This is a genomic window from Pseudomonas viridiflava, assembly GCF_001642795.1.
Classification (GTDB): domain Bacteria; phylum Pseudomonadota; class Gammaproteobacteria; order Pseudomonadales; family Pseudomonadaceae; genus Aquipseudomonas; species Aquipseudomonas viridiflava.
In genome coordinates, this window is sequence record NZ_LKEH01000026.1 from 69,148 (window position 1) to 86,274 (window position 17,127).

Here is a 17,127-nt window from a genome sequence, read left to right on the forward strand (position 1 = left end):
GGGCTTTTTTGTGCGTTACGTTCAGTAAACATTCAGCTGGCAGTGGGCGGCACCCTGTTCTGACGGGCCTTGGCCGCACGCTGACGGCGCGCTTCCATGGGATCGGCCAGCAACGGGCGATAGATTTCAATTCGCTCCCCCGCCTCGACACAACGCACGGAAGGGTCGCTGACCACCTTGCCGAAAATGCCGACTGGACAGCCCGCCAGGTCCAGTTCTGGAAACTGCCGATCAATACCGGAAGCAGCCAGCGCCTGTCGCACCGTTGAGCCAGCAGGCACCTCCACACTCAGCAATGCCTGACGATCGACGGCGGCATAGACCACCTCGACCGTTATCAGCGTGTCAGACATGCAACTGCTTGGCGCGCTGGCAGAATGCGTCCACCAGGGTATTGGCAGCCTGATTGAACAGCGGCCCCAGGGTTGCACGCACGATCGGGCCCGCATAGTCGAAGGAAAGATCCAGGCTGATCTTGCAGGCCTTTTCGCCCAACTGCTTGAACGTCCAGACGCCGTGCAATTGCTCGAAGGGGCCTTCAACCAGATCCATCACAATCGACTCGCCCGGTATCAGCGTGTTTCGCGTCACGAATTGCTGGCTTAACCCGCCTTTTGCGATTTCCAGACTGGCGCGCATCTGCTCGTCACTGGATTCAAGAACGGTTGCCGACGAGCACCACGGCAGAAACTCCGGGTAACGCGCGACATCATTGACCAGGTCGTACAGGAAACGAGCCGGGTACGGCAAAAGGGCAGAACGTTGAATATGCGTAGTCATGTGAGCGTCATTTCCAGAGCTGAGCGGCAAACACCACAAGAATGCCGAGCGGCGCCACGTAGCGCATCAAAAAGAACGTCAGGCTGAACAGCAGCGGGCTGCGAATCGACAACTCATCGCGCACCGCTTCACGGCCCATCACCCAACCGGCGAATACTACAAAACACAATCCACCCAGCGGCAACATGATCCGCGAGGTGAGGAAATCGATGACTCCGAAGAAGTCCAGGCCATTGGATGCGCCCCACTGGTAGAGATGAAAAGCGCCCCCATCGTTCACGAAAAACTTGGCCTTTTGCCAGATATTGAACGAGAACACCGTACCAAGGCCAACAAACCAGCAACTGAACGCCAGCCAGAACGTGACCCAGGCACGACGAACGCCGGTGCGTTCCACCAGATACGCAACCATCGGCTCAAGCAGGGAAATCGCCGAACTCCATGCTGCAACCGCCACCAACACGAAGAACACTACGCCCATCAACTGACCGAACGCTACGTTACCGAACGCGAATGGCAATGTGACGAACATCAGGCCAGGCCCCTCACTCGGGTTCAGACCTGCGGCAAAAACGATCGGGAATAGCGCAAGGCCCGCCAGGAGCGAAACGAACGTGTCGAGCAGTGCAATGCCGACCACCGTGGTGCTGATCGACGCGCCCTTGGTCATGTACGCACCGTAGACCATGATCGAACCGACACCCACACTCAGCGAGAAGAACGCATGCCCCATCGCGGGCAACAGGCCGTCGAGGACCTTGTCCGGATTGAAGTCGAACATGAAATGCACGCCTTCCATGAAGTGCCCGGTGGTCAGGCTGTAGCCCAACAGAATCAGCATCAACAGGAACAGCATCGGCATCATGATGCGCAGACTGCGCTCAAGACCGGCTTCGACGCCCTTACCGATCACGACCGCCGACAGCAGCATGAAAATGGTGTGCCAGAGAATCAGGCGCCAGGGATCGGCAATCACGCCACCGAAGTAAGCGCCGACCTGATCCGCCGTCACGCCCTGAAAGTCACCGCGCCCCATGTCGATGATGTAGTCCAGCGACCAGCCGCCGACCACACTATAGAAGGAGAGGATAAGCAGCGCCGTGATCATTCCGGCGAAAGCGCCCCAGGACCAGCGAGCCGAATGACCGGCTTCGACGGCCAGCGTCTTTAAGGCATTGGCCGGGCTCAATCGTGCGCGACGACCGATCAGCGTCTCCGCCATCATGACGGGGACGCCGATCAGCGCGATGCATGCCAGAAACACCAGCACGAATGCGCCGCCGCCATAGGCACCGACCATGTACGGGAATTTCCAGATACTGCCCAGCCCGACGGCAGAGCCGGTAGCAGCCAGAATGAATACCCAGCGGCTTGCCCAGCTACCGTGGACCGAGACTTTGTCTGTCGACATGACTGAAACGCCCAACCAAAAAAGAGCGCGCATTGTCCGGGATTCAACCATTGTGCTCAAGCACACGCTTTCCCGTAGCCGACATTGAAGCAACTCCCTATAATGCGCCCCCTATGGCTAAGCTCAAGAAACACCCTACAGGGACCATCGCGCAGAACAAGAAGGCGCGACACGATTACTTCATCGAACACAAGTTCGAGGCCGGTCTGGTCCTGGCTGGCTGGGAAGTAAAAAGCCTGCGTGCCAACAAGGTACAGCTGGTCGACAGTTACGTGCTGCTCAAGGATGGCGAGGCATGGCTGATGGGCTGCCATATCACGCCGCTCAAGACGGCCAGCACGCACGTCATCGCTGACCCGACACGCACCCGCAAACTGCTGCTGAACCAGCGCGAGCTCGAAAGGCTCATTACGTCTGTTCAGCAGAAAGGCTATGCCTGCGTGGCCCTCTCCCTTTACTGGAAGCAGCACTTGATCAAGTGCGAAATCGCTCTGGGCAAAGGCAAGAAGGAATACGACAAGCGCCACACCGAACGCGAACGCGACTCGGACCGTGAGCTGCAGCGCGCCGTGCGCAGCAAGGGCAAGGACGACTGAGCCTGAGCTGATCGCTCGCAAGCTCTGCGCCACATCCGAGAGCAGACGCGGAGCGTCCTTAGCGGCGTTAAAACTGACACCGCGAACTGATCGTTCCCATGCTCCGCGCTCATCGTTATACACAAGTCCGGAAGACGCGCAAAACGGGGGCCAAAACAAAAGTGACTGACTGAATGCATACCCCGTGGGAGGCGGCTTGCCGGCGATGGCGTCAGTTCAGTCACTGACANCACGATCGGCGTGCTTGAGATCACGCTGATCGTTCCTACGCTCCGCGTGGGAATGCCTCTCAGGACGCTCCGCGNGACTGCATGCCAATACCGATATCACATCGTATTACGCCGCTCCGCCCGGGCGGTACGCTGAACCTGCTGCCTGACTTCTTCCAGCACTTCCTGCACGTACGTCAGGTGCCTGCTCGACACCTCGCGCGCGTCTTCCGCACGGCCTTCAATGATCGCCATGTACAACTCCCGATGCTGCTTGATCAGCATGTCGCGGGTTTCCGTGCGCTGTTTGTACATGCCGCCAATGTTGATCACCACATTGCGCTTGAGCAGGTCGAACAGGCCACGGATGGTGTGCAGCAGGACGGCGTTGTGGCTGGCCTCGGCAATCGCCAGGTGGAAGCTGGCATCGGCTGCGCCCTCCTCGGCCCGACTGACCTCGTCGGCACGCGAATAACAATCCAGCAGTGACTCGAACGCCACGCGCAGACGCTCGCGATCCATCTCGGTGGCGCGCATCGCTGCGTAATACGCGCAGGACGCCTCCAGCGTGTGACGAAACTCCAGCAGGTCACGCTGCGCATCGGGACTGCTTTCCAGCAAGTGCAACAAGGGGTCGCTGAACGTCGAGCCGATGTTCTCGACCACGTAATTGCCGCCTCCCTGCCGACTGACCAACAGACCCTTGGCCGTCAGTTTTTGAATCGCCTCGCGCAACGACGGGCGCGATACACCGAACTGCTCGGCCAGCGCTCTTTCCGCAGGTAAACGCCCACCCGATTTGAGGGTGCCTTCCAGAATCATCTTTTCCAGCTGCTCGACGATATCGTCGGACAAACGGCGCTGACGCACCTGATCAAAGCCCATAGCACTTACTCCAACGTCCCGGCTCGCTGCCGGGCCCGCGTATTCTGGCTGATTGCCGCCACCAAGGCACCTGTCCAATTCAGCCGAAAACCCTGTCTGACACTGCCCTTCCAGAGCCCATGCGACAAAAGTCATGGCCCCGCAAATTGACACACCAATCACAAGGCCTCTAATCTAGCCAGCAGACATTGTAAATTGGTATTACCAATTAGCCAATGCCAGCGTTCGGCGGTTGATCTCCGTGGCGCTGCAAGGCCTTTCGAACCGAACGCCTTGAGCTGGTGAGCTGTGCGATTCAATCGTCAGCATCGACCAGACGCTCGCCAACACGACGTCGAATCGAAGCCGCGCACACAGAACACCGGGCCTTACCAACAATAATTAAGGGGCCTCCCGACATGCAGACATGGCAACAGCTCTACACACCGCTTGGCAGCCTCGGCCTTTCCGCCGCTGCCGCACTGATCCCCATCGTGTTCTTCTTCCTGGCGCTTGCCGTGTTCCGGCTCAAAGGCCATATCGCAGGCAGCATCACCCTGGCGCTGTCGATGCTGGTGGCGATCTTCGCCTTCCAGATGCCGACCGACATGGCGCTGGCAGCCGCAGGCTATGGATTCGCCTATGGACTGTGGCCCATCGCGTGGATCATCGTGGCGGCCGTGTTTCTCTACAAACTGACGGTCAAGAGTGGTCAGTTCGAGATCATTCGCAGCTCGGTCATGGCCATCACCGATGACCAGCGTTTACAGGTATTGCTGATCGCCTTCTGCTTCGGTGCCTTTCTGGAAGGTGCGGCGGGTTTCGGCGCACCGGTCGCCATCACCGCCGCCTTGCTGGTGGGCCTCGGCTTGAACCCGCTCTACGCGGCCGGCCTGTGCCTGATCGCCAACACTGCGCCCGTTGCGTTCGGCGCGCTGGGCATTCCGATCATCGTGGCAGGACAGGTCTCTGGGCTGGATGCGTTCAAGATCGGCGCGATGGCAGGTCGTCAATTGCCCTTCCTGTCTATCTTCGTGCCGTTCTGGCTGATGTTCATGATGGACGGTGTACGCGGCGTCAGGGAAACCTGGCCAGCTGCGCTGATCGCAGGCACCACCTTTGCGATCACCCAATTCCTGACATCCAACTTCGTCGGCCCGGAACTGCCGGACATCACATCGGCACTGGTCAGCATCGTCTCGCTGACCCTGTTCCTGAAAGTCTGGCAGCCGCAGCGCGCATCCGACACAGTCGTAGTCAGCAGCGGCTCTGCAGCGATCATGAGCGGCCCGGGCGGATTCAACAAACCCCGCTCCTCAGTCGCATCGCCTTACAGCCTCGGCCAGATCATCAAGGCCTGGTCGCCGTTCCTGATCCTGACCGGCATGGTCACGATCTGGACGCTGAAACCGTTCAAGGCGCTATTTGCCGCCGGTGGCGCCCTTCAGGCCTTCACCTTCAACATTCCGGTGCCGCATCTGGATCAGTTGGTGATGAAAACCGCCCCGATTGTCGCGAACGTGACGGCGATGCCTGCGGTGTACAAGTTCGACCTGATCGCCGCTTCGGGCACCGCAATTCTGTTCTCGGCCATCATCGCGATGCTGGTCCTGCGCATCACCCCGAAGATTGGTCTGACCACTTTCAAGGAAACCCTGATTGAGCTGCGCTGGGCAATCGTGTCCATCGGCATGGTGCTGGCCTTTGCTTTCGTCATGAACTACTCAGGCATGTCCTCGACCCTGGCGCTGGTTCTGGCCGGAACAGGCGCGGCGTTCCCGTTCTTCTCGCCGTTCCTTGGCTGGCTGGGCGTGTTCCTGACCGGTTCCGACACCTCGGCAAACGCGCTGTTCGGTTCGCTGCAGGCCACCACCGCCCACCAACTCGGCGTCAGCGACGTGTTGATGGTCGCGGCCAATTCAAGCGGCGGTGTGACCGGCAAGATGATCTCGCCACAGTCCATCGCCGTGGCCTGCGCTGCGACCGGGCTGGTCGGCAGAGAATCTGACCTGTTCCGCTTCACGCTCAAGCACAGCCTGTTTTTCGCCACCATCGTCGGCTGTATCACCTACGCCCAGGCGTACTGGTTCACCGGCATGCTGGTTCATTGATGCCTGAATGAAGCACCACTGGCGCCGAATCGACCCGTCGGCGTCAGCCATTCCTAACCGGGCCCACCCGGAGACTCAAACTGATGAGTACGCTTTTTCACAACGCAGCACCCAACCCAACAGCCAACGCCACCCGCGTCGCACCCGCTCGCCATGCGCCGCGTGAATACCCGACCGACAAACCGAAACGCGTTTATCTGTTCGGCACCTGCGTCGTGGACCTGTTTTTTCCGGACGCTGGAATGGACGCCATCCACCTGCTCGAACGCGAAGGCATCGAAGTGGATTATCCACAGGCGCAAAGCTGTTGCGGGCAACCGGCCTACACCTCGGGCTACACCGATCAGGCTCGCGAAGTCGCCCGCGCTCAGCTCGCACTGTTCAAAGGCGACGATCCGGTTGTCGTACCGTCCGGTTCTTGCGCCGGCATGTTTCGCGAACATTACCCCGACCTGTTCAAGGACGAGCCCGAGATGCTCAAGCACGTCCAGCACCTCGCCGCTCGCACCTATGAACTGACCGAATTCCTGCTGCACGTCTGCAAGACGCGCCTGAACGACCACGGCCAGCCCACCCGCATCGCCCTGCACACTTCATGCTCGGCACGCCGCGAAATGAACACCCACCTGCACGCCCGCGAGCTGTTGGCGCAACTGGGCAACGTCGAGCGCGTCGATCACGATCATGAAAGCGAATGCTGTGGTTTCGGTGGGACCTTCAGCGTGCGCATGCCGGACATTTCCGGTGCGATGGTCGCCGACAAGACCCGCGCATTGAAGGGATCAGGCGCCGACCAGATCCTCACCGCCGACTGCGGCTGCCTGATGAACATCAACGGCTCGCTGGAAAAACAGCGCGAATCCATCCGCGGCCAGCATTTGGCGAGCTTTCTCTGGCAACGCACCGGAGGTCAGCGATGAACATGCAGACCCGCATTCCCGCCGTCGAAATCCATCAGCCGGACTTTCGCGAGCGCGCCCATGAGGCGCTGGGCGATCCACAACTGCGCGGCAACTTCCGTCGCGCCATGGATTCGCTGATGACCAAACGCGCGGCGGCGTTCAGCAACCCGGACGAGCGTGAAGACCTGCGCTCGCTGGGCAACGCCATTCGCGCCCGCGCTCTCTCCAAACTGCCCGACCTGCTGGAGCAACTGGAACGCAACCTGATCCGCAACGGCGTGCAGGTGCACTGGGCGGAAACAGTCGAGGAAGCCAACGCCATCGTGATGTCCATCGTCGAAGCCCATGAAGCGAAACAGGTGATCAAGGGCAAGTCGATGGTCAGCGAAGAAATGGAGATGAACGACTTCCTCGGCGAGCGCGGTATCGGGTGCCTGGAAGCGGACATGGGCGAATACATCGTGCAGATGGACCACGAGAAGCCTTCGCACATCATCATGCCCGCCATCCACAAGAACGCTGGCCAGGTCGGCAAGCTGTTCCACGACAAGCTCGGCGTGGAATACACCACCGACGTCGATCAGTTGATCCAGATCGGCCGTCGCGTGCTGCGCCAGAAATTCTTCGAAGCCGACATCGGCGTCTCGGGCGTCAACTTCGCAGTCGCGGAAACCGGGACGCTGCTGCTGGTGGAAAACGAAGGCAACGGCCGCATGGTTACCAGTGTGCCGCCCGTGCACATCGCCGTAACGGGAATCGAAAAGGTCGTCGAAAACCTGCGCGATACCGTGCCGCTGCTGTCCTTGCTGACCCGTTCCGCGCTGGGCATTCCGATCACCACCTACGTCAACATGATCTCCGGCCCGCGCAAGCCCCATGAACTGGACGGCCCGCAGGAAGTGCATCTGGTGCTGCTCGATAACGGCCGCAGCCAGGCATTTGCCGACAGCGAACTGCGCCAGACACTGAATTGCATTCGCTGCGGCGCATGCATGAATCACTGCCCGGTCTATACCCGCGTCGGCGGTCATACCTACGGCGAGGTCTATCCCGGCCCCATCGGCAAGATCATCACGCCACACATGGCAGGCCTGGCGAAAGTCCCGGATCACCCCAGCGCGTCATCCCTGTGTGGCGCGTGCGGCGAAGTCTGTCCGGTGAAGATTCCGATTCCGGCGCTGTTACGTCGTCTGCGCGAAGAAAACGTCAAAGCGCCCGATGCGCCAAACCGGGTCATGCGTGATCAAGGCAGCAAATACTCGCGCAAAGAGCGCTTCATCTGGAACGCCTGGTCGAAGCTCAACACATCGCCCTCTCTGTATCGCCTGTTCGGCTTTTTCGCCACCCGGCTGCGCAACCTGACGCCCGGCAACATCGGCCCGTGGACGCAAAACCACAGCGCACCGAAACCCGCCGCCCGCTCACTGCACGAGCTGGCCCGCGAGCATCTGACACGGAAGTCTGGAGACCAGCCATGAATGCCAGGCACAACATCCTCGCCAAACTGCGCAACAGCTTGAGCGGCACCACACCGGTGGCCGACAATTTCGACGAGGCGTTGATGACCGAGCCGTGGCGCTACGCTCCGGAAAGTCGGGTCGCCCAACTGCGCAAACTGATGGAAGCCGTGCACACCGAGATTCACCTGTGCAGCGATCAGGACTGGCCGCGCCGGCTGGGCGAACTGGTCAAGGACCGCCAGCTACCCAGCCTGCTGATTGCGCCGGGCACGCCACACGGACGCCGGGTGAGCGAGTACTGGGCTCTGCAACCCGATCTGCCCGCACTCAAGGCCTATGACCGGCCCATCGAAGAATGGAAAAAAGACCTGTTCGACGACACGCCCGCCAGCTTTACCACCACCCTGGGCGCAATCGCCGCCACCGGCAGCCTGATCATCTGGCCCACCCGCGAAGAGCCACGCCTGATGAGCCTCGTGCCACCGGTGCATTTCGCCCTGCTCAAGGCCAGCGAGATCTACGACAACCTCTACGAAGCACAGCTCAAGCAGAACTGGGCGGGCGGTATGCCGACCAACGCGCTGCTGGTGTCCGGCCCGTCGAAGACCGCCGACATCGAACAGGTCCTGGCCTATGGCGCTCATGGTCCCAAAGACCTGATTGTCTTGATCGTGGAGGACGCATGAGTCTGCCCGCTGCATTTCTGGACAGCGTCCGCCGCCTGATCCCGCAGAAGCGTCGCTTCGATGACCCGCTCTCGACCCTGGCATTCGGCACTGACGCCAGCTTCTACCGCCTGATTCCGAAACTGGTGATCCGAGTCGAGTCCGACGACGAAGTCATCGCGTTGCTCAAACTGGCTCAAGCCGAAAAGGTCGCGATCACGTTTCGCGCCGCAGGCACCAGCCTGTCCGGCCAGGCGATCAGCGACTCGGTGCTGTTGGTATTGGGGGACAACTGGAACGGCCGCGAACTGCGCGATCAGGGAACGCAGATCCGCCTGCAACCGGGCGTCATCGGTGCGCACGCCAATGCCTGGCTGGCACCGTTCGGACGCAAGATCGGCCCGGACCCGGCCTCGATCAACGCCTGCAAAATCGGCGGCATCGTCGCCAACAACGCCAGCGGCATGTGCTGCGGCACGGCGCAAAACACCTATCACACGCTTGCAGGCATTCGTCTGATTCTGGCCGACGGCACCCTGCTCGACACCGAAGACGCCACCAGCGTCGCCGCATTTCGCGCCAGCCACGCCGACCTGCTGAACAACCTGGATCGCCTGGCACGAGAAACCCGCGCCAACACCGAACTGGCCGCCAGAATTCGCCACAAATACCGCCTGAAGAACACCACCGGCCTGTCACTCAATGCGCTGGTGGACTTCGACGAACCGCTGGATATCCTCAGCCATCTGCTGGTCGGCTCTGAGGGCACGCTGGGGTTCATCAGCGCCGTGACCTACAACACCGTGGTCGATCACCCACACAAGGCGTCGGCGCTGATCGTGTTTCCGGATGTGGAGACCTGCTGCAACGCTGTCACCATCCTCAAAACCCAGCCGGTGGCGGCCGTCGAACTGCTCGACCGACGCAGCCTGCGCTCGGTGCAGGACAAACCGGGCATGCCGGGCTTCGTGCGAGAGCTGTCTGCAAATGCCTGCGCCTTATTGATCGAAGCCCGCGCTGCCTCACGCGTGCTGCTCGATGAACAACTGCTGCAGATCATGGCGTCGCTGGCTGCCTTCCCGGTCGAAAAGCAGGTGGACTTCACCCACGACCCATTGGAAAACGCCCGCCTCTGGGCCATCCGCAAAGACACCTTCCCTGCCGTCGGTGCCGTGCGCCAGACCGGCACCACGGTCATCATCGAAGACGTGACCTTCCCCGTCGAACAACTGGCCATGGGCGTACGCCGCCTGATCGAGCTGTTCGACAAACACCACTACGACGAAGCCATCCTGTTCGGCCATGCGCTGGAGGGCAACCTGCACTTCGTGTTCACGCAGGGCTTCAACAACCCCGATGAAATCGCCCGCTATCAAGCGTTCATGGACGACGTAGCGCAACTGGTCGCGGTTGAATTCGGCGGCTCGCTCAAGGCCGAGCACGGCACCGGCCGCAACATGGCGCCCTTCGTCGAGAAGGAATGGGGCAGCGACGCCTATCAACTGATGTGGCAACTTAAACGTCTGCTCGACCCCAGCGGCATTCTCAACCCTGACGTGGTGCTCAGCACCGATCCGCACATTCATTTGAAACACCTGAAACCGATGCCCGCCGCCGACGAGATCGTCGACAAATGCATCGAGTGCGGCTTCTGCGAACCGGTCTGCCCATCCAACGGACTCACCCTCAGTCCGCGACAGCGCATCGTCATCTGGCGCGACATCCAGGCGAAAAAGCGCGCCGGAACAGACACCCGACAACTGGAGCGCGACTATCACTACCAAGGCATCGACACCTGCGCCGCGACAGGCCTGTGCGCCCAGCGCTGCCCGGTCGGCATCAACACCGGCGAGCTGGTGAAAAAGCTGCGCAGCCAGGAAGCCAACCACAGCAAAACCGCAACCTGGCTGGCGCACAACTTCAAGACCGCCCTGCAAGGCGCACGCTTCACCCTGCACGCCGCCAATGGCGCACGCATGCTGCTGGGCGCGCCACGACTCGCAAAACTGTCGGCGTCGTTAAGCAAACTGTCGGCCGGACGCGTCCCGCAATGGACACCCTTCATGCCCCAGGCTGAACACTCGATCCGCTTCACCGCGCCGGTCGACGACCAGCGTCCGCGCGTGGTCTATCTGGCTGCCTGCGTATCCCGCGTCATGGGGCCTTCCGCAGGCGACAGAGAACAGTCATCACTGCTCGACAAAACCCGCAGCCTGCTGGAAAAATCCGGTTATCAGGTGGTGTTCCCCGACGATCAGGACAACCTGTGCTGCGGCCAGCCGTTCGCCTCGAAAGGCTACAACGAACAGGCCGAAGACAAACGCCAACAACTGCTCGCTGCTCTGACCAAAGCCAGCCGCGGCGGCCTCGACCCCATCTATTGCGACACCAGCCCCTGCACCCTGCGCCTGATGCAGGACCTGAAGGACACGCGCCTCGACCTGTACGACCCGGTGCGCTTCATTCGCACCCACCTGCTGGACAAACTTACCTTCACCCCCCAACAGGAACCTATCGCCGTCCACGTCACCTGCAGCACCCAACACCTGGGCGAGAGCCAGGCATTGATCGACCTCGCCAGGTTATGCAGCGTGAACGTCGTCATCCCGGAAGGGATTCATTGCTGCGGCTTCGCGGGCGACAAAGGCTTCACGACACCGGAACTGAATGCCCATTCGCTGCGCACGCTCAAGCATGCCGTGCAGTTCTGCCACGAGGGTATTTCCACCAGCCGCACCTGTGAAATCGGCCTGTCGCAACACGGCGGAATCGACTATCACGGGCTGGTGTATCTGTTGGATCGCGTGACCACGGCAAAATCGCATGATCAAGACATAAAGCCGTAGATCGCCCCATTTTGGTGCTTTATATGCACCAGATGGCTTTTTCGAATGAGCCTGAAAATAAATAGAACCCCTGCGTTTCACCACAGTCCATCTTCTAGGCCCGGCGACTGAACGGGCCCTCAGAAACCTCGGGCGACGGCACCATTGACCGGCCACACCGAGTCCACAGGCTATAAGGAGAGACACATGAAGCGTACCGCCCTCACTGGATTGTTCCTCAGCGCTGCACTGTTGGCTTCGCCGGTTTTTGCTGCAGATGATTTGTGCGGCGCCAATCTGCAAGCCCTCAAGGATGCGCAGACTTCGTCCGGCACCAACCTGAGCCCCGACGTGAAAGAGATGCTCGAAAAGACTCAGAAAGATGCCATGGCTGCCAAGGCAAGCGGAGACGAGAAAAAGTGTGTCGAACTGACCACTCAGACCATCACCCGCCTGAAAGGCATCGGCTCGGGCAGCGAAGGCGCCAGCAAGTAATCATCCTCACAAGGCCAGCCGTCGTGGCTGGCCTTGACGGACGCAACACATGGGTCGACGTGCCTCGCCGATTGGCGTACACTCCGCCCAGCGACTGCGAAAGCAGTCTCGGGGCCGATTAGGATTCGACGCCGGTGATGAAACTTTAGGTGCATGCCGAGTTGGTAACAGAACTCGTAAATCCACTGTTGCAACTTTCTATAGTTGCCAATGACGAAACCTACGGGGAATACGCTCTCGCCGCGTAAGCGGTGCTAGCCTTCCTTCTGGTAGCTTCGGCTCCAGCAATCATCAGGGGATGCCTGTAAACCCGAAATGATTGTCATATAGAACAGGATCGTCGCCTAGTACGTTGTGGACGAAGCGACTAAAACTTACACAACTCGCCCAAAGCACCCTGCCCGTCGGGTCGCTGAGGGTTAACTTAATAGACACGGCTACGCATGTAGTACCGACAGCGGAGTACTGGCGGACGGGGGTTCAAATCCCCCCGGCTCCACCAAATTGAAAAAGACGTCCTTGGACGTCTTTTTTTGTGGGTGGGATTTGGTGACATCCAAAGCCTTGGGTCTATTATCGCCCATAGACGTCCGACACAGTCCATTATATCGGGTGTTCCAGGCCCTTCAGCGGTAATTTTTGGAATACCAGTTGATGTCATGGAACACATCATATGCGCCCAAGCCACCCGCCTCTCTGAACACCAGCTCAAAGCTGTAAAGCCGAAAGACAAGGACTATGTCCTTAGCGATAGAAATGACCAACAGCTGCGCATGAGGGTCAATGGCTCTACGCTATGGAACTTCAACTACCGCCAGCCGCTCACCAAAAACCGCATCAATATGGGCCTCGGCACCTACCCAGAACTCTCACTCGCACAAGCCAGGAAGAAAACGGTCGAGGCCAAGGAGCTTCTTGCCCAGAGCATCGACCCGAAAGAACAGCGTAGCGAGTTGGAGCAGGCAAAAAGGCAGGCAACCGAGCACACATTCGAGAACGTGGCGCTGGCCTGGTTTGAGCTGAAAAAGATTCGGTCACACCGGCCTATGCCGAGGACATCTGGCGCTCACTTACGCTGCATGTCTTTCCATCGCTTGGCACTACACCCATCTCCCAGGTCAATGTCCCGAGAATTATTGAGCTGCTGCGCCCTTTGGAAACCAAAGGTAGCCTGGAGACCGTGAAGCGACTGACCCAACGACTCAACGAGATCATGACGTACCGCGTGAACTCGGGAATGATCTTTGCTAATCCACTCACCGGCATTCGGGCCGTTTTCAAGAAACCGAAAAAGCAGAACATGGCAGCCCTCCGCCCTGAAGAACTCCCGGAGCTGATGATCGCCATTGCCAATGCGTGCATCAGTTCGGCCCCAGAAAAAACAAACACACAGATAGAGAGAAATAATTTGAAATTGATAATCGATAGAATAAAACAATTATGCTGAAATTGTTACAGAACGTAACTTGCAATCGAGAATCAATACGGAAATGGATTAAGACTTTTGGACGAGACCGTTTTGAATTTGTGCTTCTATCTAAGCCTTCAGGGAAACTCAGTTAACCCTACGCTTCTGCAAAGGGAGCTTGGGGCAATTAATTTCGTACCCGAAGAATTGTATAGAGCTGCTGCGGAGAGTCTAGGGTATAGACTTACACGTAGACAAAGTGCTTTAGGTACTAAAAGCAACCAACCTCTGATTATTAATCACATCTCATATGGGCATTGTGTGATTGTAAGACACGAGGGAAACTTATATCACTTATTCCAAGCCCGATCCCCTTCTCGGCCATTAACATTAACATCCGCCGACTTGCGCGAAGGTTGGGATGGAGCGGGTTTTTCGCTTGAGAAAAAATTTCAAGCCACCCAAGTATTTGACATACTCAAAAAATATTGCGGCAGAAAAGTAATTTCAACTATAGTTGCAGCCAGCTTATTGATTCAAATGTTCGCGATCGCAATACCACTGTTTAGCCAAATAATAGTCGATAAAGTATTAGTCCATCAAAACCAATCAGCCCTCTATGTTTTTGGCATTTTAATGGCTATCATGGTATGCGCCGAGCTATTATTTTCATGTGCGCGCATAAAAATAATGATTGACGCAGGAAAGAAAATAGATGCAGCCATTTCACATAGAGTATATCAAGCGATAATTGGCAAGCCACTTTCATTCTATCAAGAAAATAGAGTTGGCAGTTTAGTTAATATGGCGCGAAAAGCCAATATCACAAGCCCATTGATCGCTAGTGGCACATTATTTAACAGCTTAGACTTGGTATTCACGACCGTATTCTTCACTATAATGCTAGGCTACAGTTTAGCCTTGAGCACGCTATGTCTAGGCATCGTTATAATTGTCAGCTCTTTCAACTTCTGGGCAACGGGCAAACGAAGTGAAGACGACTATACCGACCCCACAGTAGACTTAACAGAAGCATTATATGGCATCGAAAGCTTGAAGCTTTCTGGCAGAGAAGGACTTACATTACGCAAATTCGAAAGCAGTATAGTAGAACAAGCGCAGAGTTTAGCCAAAACCTCAATGAGGTCTAATTTACTTCTATCATTGAATATGTGGATGCAGAGAATTGGAATGCTATGCACCTTATGGATCGGCGCCAACCTAGTCATAGATGGGCAGCTAAGCATGGGTCAACTTATAGCGTTTCAAATGTTTGCAAGTCGCGTTTTTCATCCTGCCGCACGCATGGCCTATACTATTAGAGAGTTGAGAAAAGCATTTACCGACTTAAAAGACCTTAGCTCAAAAATCAACGTAGCCATTAACCCAGCCAAGCATCAAGTCAACAACATAGATAGCATTGAACTAAAAAATGTTAGTTTTACGCATACTGAAAACCAGCCAATAATCTGCGGAATTAATATTTTTATTAAAAAAGCTGCCAAAATAGGGATAATTGGATCTAGTGGTAGTGGAAAAAGCACTCTGCTTAAATTAATCGTGAATATACACTCACCGCAAAAAGGCAGTCTATTAGTAAATGGCATAAATATTCGCCACATAGATGACACATTGCTGCGCATGCGCATAGTTTTAGTCCCACAACAATCGTTCTTATTTCGCGGATCGATTTTGGAAAATGTAGCACCTCTGGGTTCAGTTGTGTTCGATGACAACATATTCAAATATATAGACTTGTTAGAGCTAGATGACTTAATAGACTCACACCCGGATGGACTAAATAGAGCGATATCAGAGTCGGGGTCAAATTTTTCAGGAGGCCAAAGACAAAAACTATGTTTGTTAAGGGCATTAATGATGCGACCAGACGTATTACTTTTAGACGAATCTACAAGTGCGTTGGATGAGCAAACCGAATTGCGTATACATCACAAACTATTAACACATCTGACTAATACAACGATAATCACGGTAAGCCACCGTCCTAGCAGCCTGATAGGCTACGATGCTATTTATCGTATGAATAATGGAAACTTAGAGTTAATTGAAGATTCTGAGGGAATAAAGGTAACAGACGAAAAATGCGTAGTTCTAGCCTAGCGATTGATGAGTTCTTAAGTGAAAATAACGGTAAAAACACCCACTTCCTAATAATTGTAGGAACTGTGATTTTCCTTCTACTTTCAATCTTATTGTGCTTTATAAAAATTGATGTTGTTGAAAGTTTTCAAGGCAGACTTATTCCAGAAAAAAAAGTCAAAACTGTTCAATCGCCTCAATCAGGAGAAATCAGAAAAATCTTTGTTAGTGATGGTTCGTTTGTTAAGGCAGGACAACCCATAGCACTGATGGACACAACCGTAGCGAATGCTGAATTGGATAAACTATCCAAACAAAAAATGAAACAGTTGATCAGCCTAGAAAGAATCAACTCTTCGCTCCGAAATATTCCACCTGATTTCAGTGACTACCCAAAGGAGCTAGCGCGAGAAGAAACGGATTTATGGACTGCGGAAGAAACCAACTATAACGCACAAAGGGATGAGCTAAAAAAACAAATTAACCTAAAGAAAATCAGCATTGAAACCGCACGCTCATCTTTCGACAAAATCGAAGCTGAGTATAAGAATTCTAGCGCGCAAGAGGCTCTAGTACGGGATGGTGTTGGAGTTGCTATATCAGAATTCAGTTATATGAACTATAAATCGGCTAAAACCAAGTCCGCCATAGACATGAAAATCCAGCGCAGTAATCTTGCCCAAGCGGCGCAGGAGCTTTCGCTTGCAGAAGGTAAGTTTAGTGACTTATTTACTAAGCGGACCGAGGAGTTAGTAAAACAGCGAGAGCAGATCATTGCCGAAAAATCGACAGTCGATTTAGAGCTGATCAAAAGCGAAAGAAAGGCTGTACTTATGGAAATAAAATCACCGGAGGATGGGTATGTAGATAAATTAAAACTCACAAACGTCGGTCAAGCTCTGGGTTCTTCAGAAATAGTAGCTACTATAGTCCCTAAAGATCAAACCTTAGTAATGAGGGCTGAGGCCTCAACTAAGGATATAGCACTTATATCGGAAGGCGCTCCATCTCATATAAAGATAGATGCTTACCCGTATCAGCTTTATGGTGCAATAAAAGGATCAATAATATGGGTTAGTGCTGACTCAGAAGAAGACACGACTACGGTTGGACGCGAAAAAGGAGGAAGACACTATCTATTAGAGTCAAGCTTAGGAGAATGGGAATTAGGGACCAACGACATCACCCTAAAGCCAGGCATGTCCGCAACCATAGATGTAACTACTCAACGTAAAACCATTTTATCTATAATTTTTTCACCTGCAATTAAAAATATCGACCAAGCATTTCGGAGACTGTAA

At 55.9% G+C, this 17,127-nt stretch carries 13 protein-coding genes, 1 other RNA gene and 1 pseudogene; 11 read left to right on the forward strand and 4 right to left on the reverse strand.

Annotated elements, in window-relative coordinates:
- Positions 1–32: 32 nt before the first annotated feature.
- The 3 genes from AO065_RS13225 to AO065_RS13235 are packed head-to-tail and all read right to left on the reverse strand — an operon-like array spanning position 33 to position 2,191.
- A complete protein-coding gene (locus tag AO065_RS13225; protein WP_004880013.1) occupies positions 33–353 on the reverse strand; it encodes an RnfH family protein in 321 nt (106 codons plus the stop codon).
- The gene (locus tag AO065_RS13230; RefSeq protein WP_004880014.1) at positions 346–780 is read right to left on the reverse strand and encodes a type II toxin-antitoxin system RatA family toxin; all 435 of its coding nucleotides are present in this window, start codon (positions 778–780) and stop codon (positions 346–348) included. Before AO065_RS13230 ends, AO065_RS13225 begins: the two co-directional genes overlap by 8 nt.
- Before the next feature lie 7 nt (positions 781–787).
- Positions 788–2,191, reverse strand: coding sequence for a sodium-dependent transporter (locus AO065_RS13235; RefSeq protein ID WP_004880017.1), 1,404 nt, complete (start codon positions 2,189–2,191; stop codon positions 788–790).
- Positions 2,192–2,304: 113 nt separating this feature from the next.
- Here AO065_RS13235 and smpB point away from each other — a divergent pair, with 113 nt between their 5' ends.
- The gene (smpB, locus tag AO065_RS13240) at positions 2,305–2,787 is read left to right on the forward strand and encodes an SsrA-binding protein SmpB (protein ID WP_004880018.1); all 483 of its coding nucleotides are present in this window, start codon (positions 2,305–2,307) and stop codon (positions 2,785–2,787) included.
- A gap of 326 nt (positions 2,788–3,113) precedes the next feature.
- Here smpB and AO065_RS13245 read toward each other — a convergent pair whose 3' ends face one another.
- Positions 3,114–3,881, reverse strand: coding sequence for a GntR family transcriptional regulator (locus tag AO065_RS13245; RefSeq protein ID WP_004883375.1), 768 nt, complete (start codon positions 3,879–3,881; stop codon positions 3,114–3,116).
- A gap of 398 nt (positions 3,882–4,279) precedes the next feature.
- Between AO065_RS13245 and AO065_RS13250 the strand changes: the two genes are divergently transcribed.
- The 10 genes and pseudogenes from AO065_RS13250 to AO065_RS13295 all read left to right on the forward strand — a co-directional run bounded on the left by AO065_RS13250 (position 4,280) and on the right by AO065_RS13295 (position 17,127).
- Positions 4,280–5,971 carry a lactate permease LctP family transporter gene (locus AO065_RS13250; protein WP_004883372.1) on the forward strand — a complete coding sequence of 564 codons (1,692 nt, stop codon included), beginning with the start codon at positions 4,280–4,282 and terminating at the stop codon, positions 5,969–5,971.
- 83 nt (positions 5,972–6,054) lie between these two features.
- Positions 6,055–6,891, forward strand: coding sequence for a (Fe-S)-binding protein (locus AO065_RS13255; RefSeq protein WP_004883370.1), 837 nt, complete (start codon positions 6,055–6,057; stop codon positions 6,889–6,891).
- Positions 6,888–8,351 (forward strand): LutB/LldF family L-lactate oxidation iron-sulfur protein, encoded by a 1,464-nt coding sequence (locus tag AO065_RS13260; protein ID WP_004883368.1) that lies wholly within the window; start codon positions 6,888–6,890, stop codon positions 8,349–8,351. The genes AO065_RS13255 and AO065_RS13260 overlap by 4 nt, the downstream gene beginning before the upstream one ends.
- Positions 8,348–9,019, forward strand: a complete 672-nt coding sequence (locus AO065_RS13265; RefSeq protein WP_004883366.1) for a LutC/YkgG family protein — start codon at positions 8,348–8,350, stop codon at positions 9,017–9,019. The genes AO065_RS13260 and AO065_RS13265 overlap by 4 nt, the downstream gene beginning before the upstream one ends.
- A complete protein-coding gene (locus tag AO065_RS13270) occupies positions 9,016–11,844 on the forward strand; it encodes an FAD-binding and (Fe-S)-binding domain-containing protein (RefSeq protein WP_004883362.1) in 2,829 nt (942 codons plus the stop codon). The genes AO065_RS13265 and AO065_RS13270 overlap by 4 nt, the downstream gene beginning before the upstream one ends.
- Before the next feature lie 186 nt (positions 11,845–12,030).
- Entirely contained in the window at positions 12,031–12,318 is a 288-nt protein-coding gene (locus tag AO065_RS13275; RefSeq protein WP_004883361.1) for a hypothetical protein, read from the forward strand.
- A 110-nt stretch (positions 12,319–12,428) separates the two neighbouring features.
- Positions 12,429–12,820: a transfer-messenger RNA gene (ssrA, locus tag AO065_RS13280) on the forward strand.
- A gap of 169 nt (positions 12,821–12,989) precedes the next feature.
- Positions 12,990–13,681, forward strand: a pseudogene (locus AO065_RS13285) (phage integrase central domain-containing protein); the annotation flags it as partial.
- 141 nt (positions 13,682–13,822) lie between these two features.
- Positions 13,823–15,847, forward strand: a complete 2,025-nt coding sequence (locus AO065_RS13290; RefSeq protein WP_155500415.1) for a peptidase domain-containing ABC transporter — start codon at positions 13,823–13,825, stop codon at positions 15,845–15,847.
- On the forward strand, positions 15,829–17,127 hold the full coding sequence (locus tag AO065_RS13295) for an HlyD family type I secretion periplasmic adaptor subunit (protein WP_004883358.1): 1,299 nt from the start codon (positions 15,829–15,831) through the stop codon (positions 17,125–17,127). The genes AO065_RS13290 and AO065_RS13295 overlap by 19 nt, the downstream gene beginning before the upstream one ends.

Bases quoted from the DNA above. Each gene is read 5' to 3' on its own strand.
- AO065_RS13225 (WP_004880013.1), bottom strand. From the start codon at position 353: ATGTCTGACACGCTGATAACGGTCGAGGTGGTCTATGCCGCCGTCGAT.
- AO065_RS13230 (WP_004880014.1), bottom strand. From the start codon at position 780: ATGACTACGCATATTCAACGTTCTGCCCTTTTGCCGTACCCGGCTCGT.
- AO065_RS13235 (WP_004880017.1), bottom strand. From the start codon at position 2,191: ATGTCGACAGACAAAGTCTCGGTCCACGGTAGCTGGGCAAGCCGCTGG.
- smpB (WP_004880018.1), top strand. From the start codon at position 2,305: ATGGCTAAGCTCAAGAAACACCCTACAGGGACCATCGCGCAGAACAAG.
- AO065_RS13245 (WP_004883375.1), bottom strand. From the start codon at position 3,881: ATGGGCTTTGATCAGGTGCGTCAGCGCCGTTTGTCCGACGATATCGTC.
- AO065_RS13250 (WP_004883372.1), top strand. From the start codon at position 4,280: ATGCAGACATGGCAACAGCTCTACACACCGCTTGGCAGCCTCGGCCTT.
- AO065_RS13255 (WP_004883370.1), top strand. From the start codon at position 6,055: ATGAGTACGCTTTTTCACAACGCAGCACCCAACCCAACAGCCAACGCC.
- AO065_RS13260 (WP_004883368.1), top strand. From the start codon at position 6,888: ATGAACATGCAGACCCGCATTCCCGCCGTCGAAATCCATCAGCCGGAC.
- AO065_RS13265 (WP_004883366.1), top strand. From the start codon at position 8,348: ATGAATGCCAGGCACAACATCCTCGCCAAACTGCGCAACAGCTTGAGC.
- AO065_RS13270 (WP_004883362.1), top strand. From the start codon at position 9,016: ATGAGTCTGCCCGCTGCATTTCTGGACAGCGTCCGCCGCCTGATCCCG.
- AO065_RS13275 (WP_004883361.1), top strand. From the start codon at position 12,031: ATGAAGCGTACCGCCCTCACTGGATTGTTCCTCAGCGCTGCACTGTTG.
- AO065_RS13295 (WP_004883358.1), top strand. From the start codon at position 15,829: ATGCGTAGTTCTAGCCTAGCGATTGATGAGTTCTTAAGTGAAAATAAC.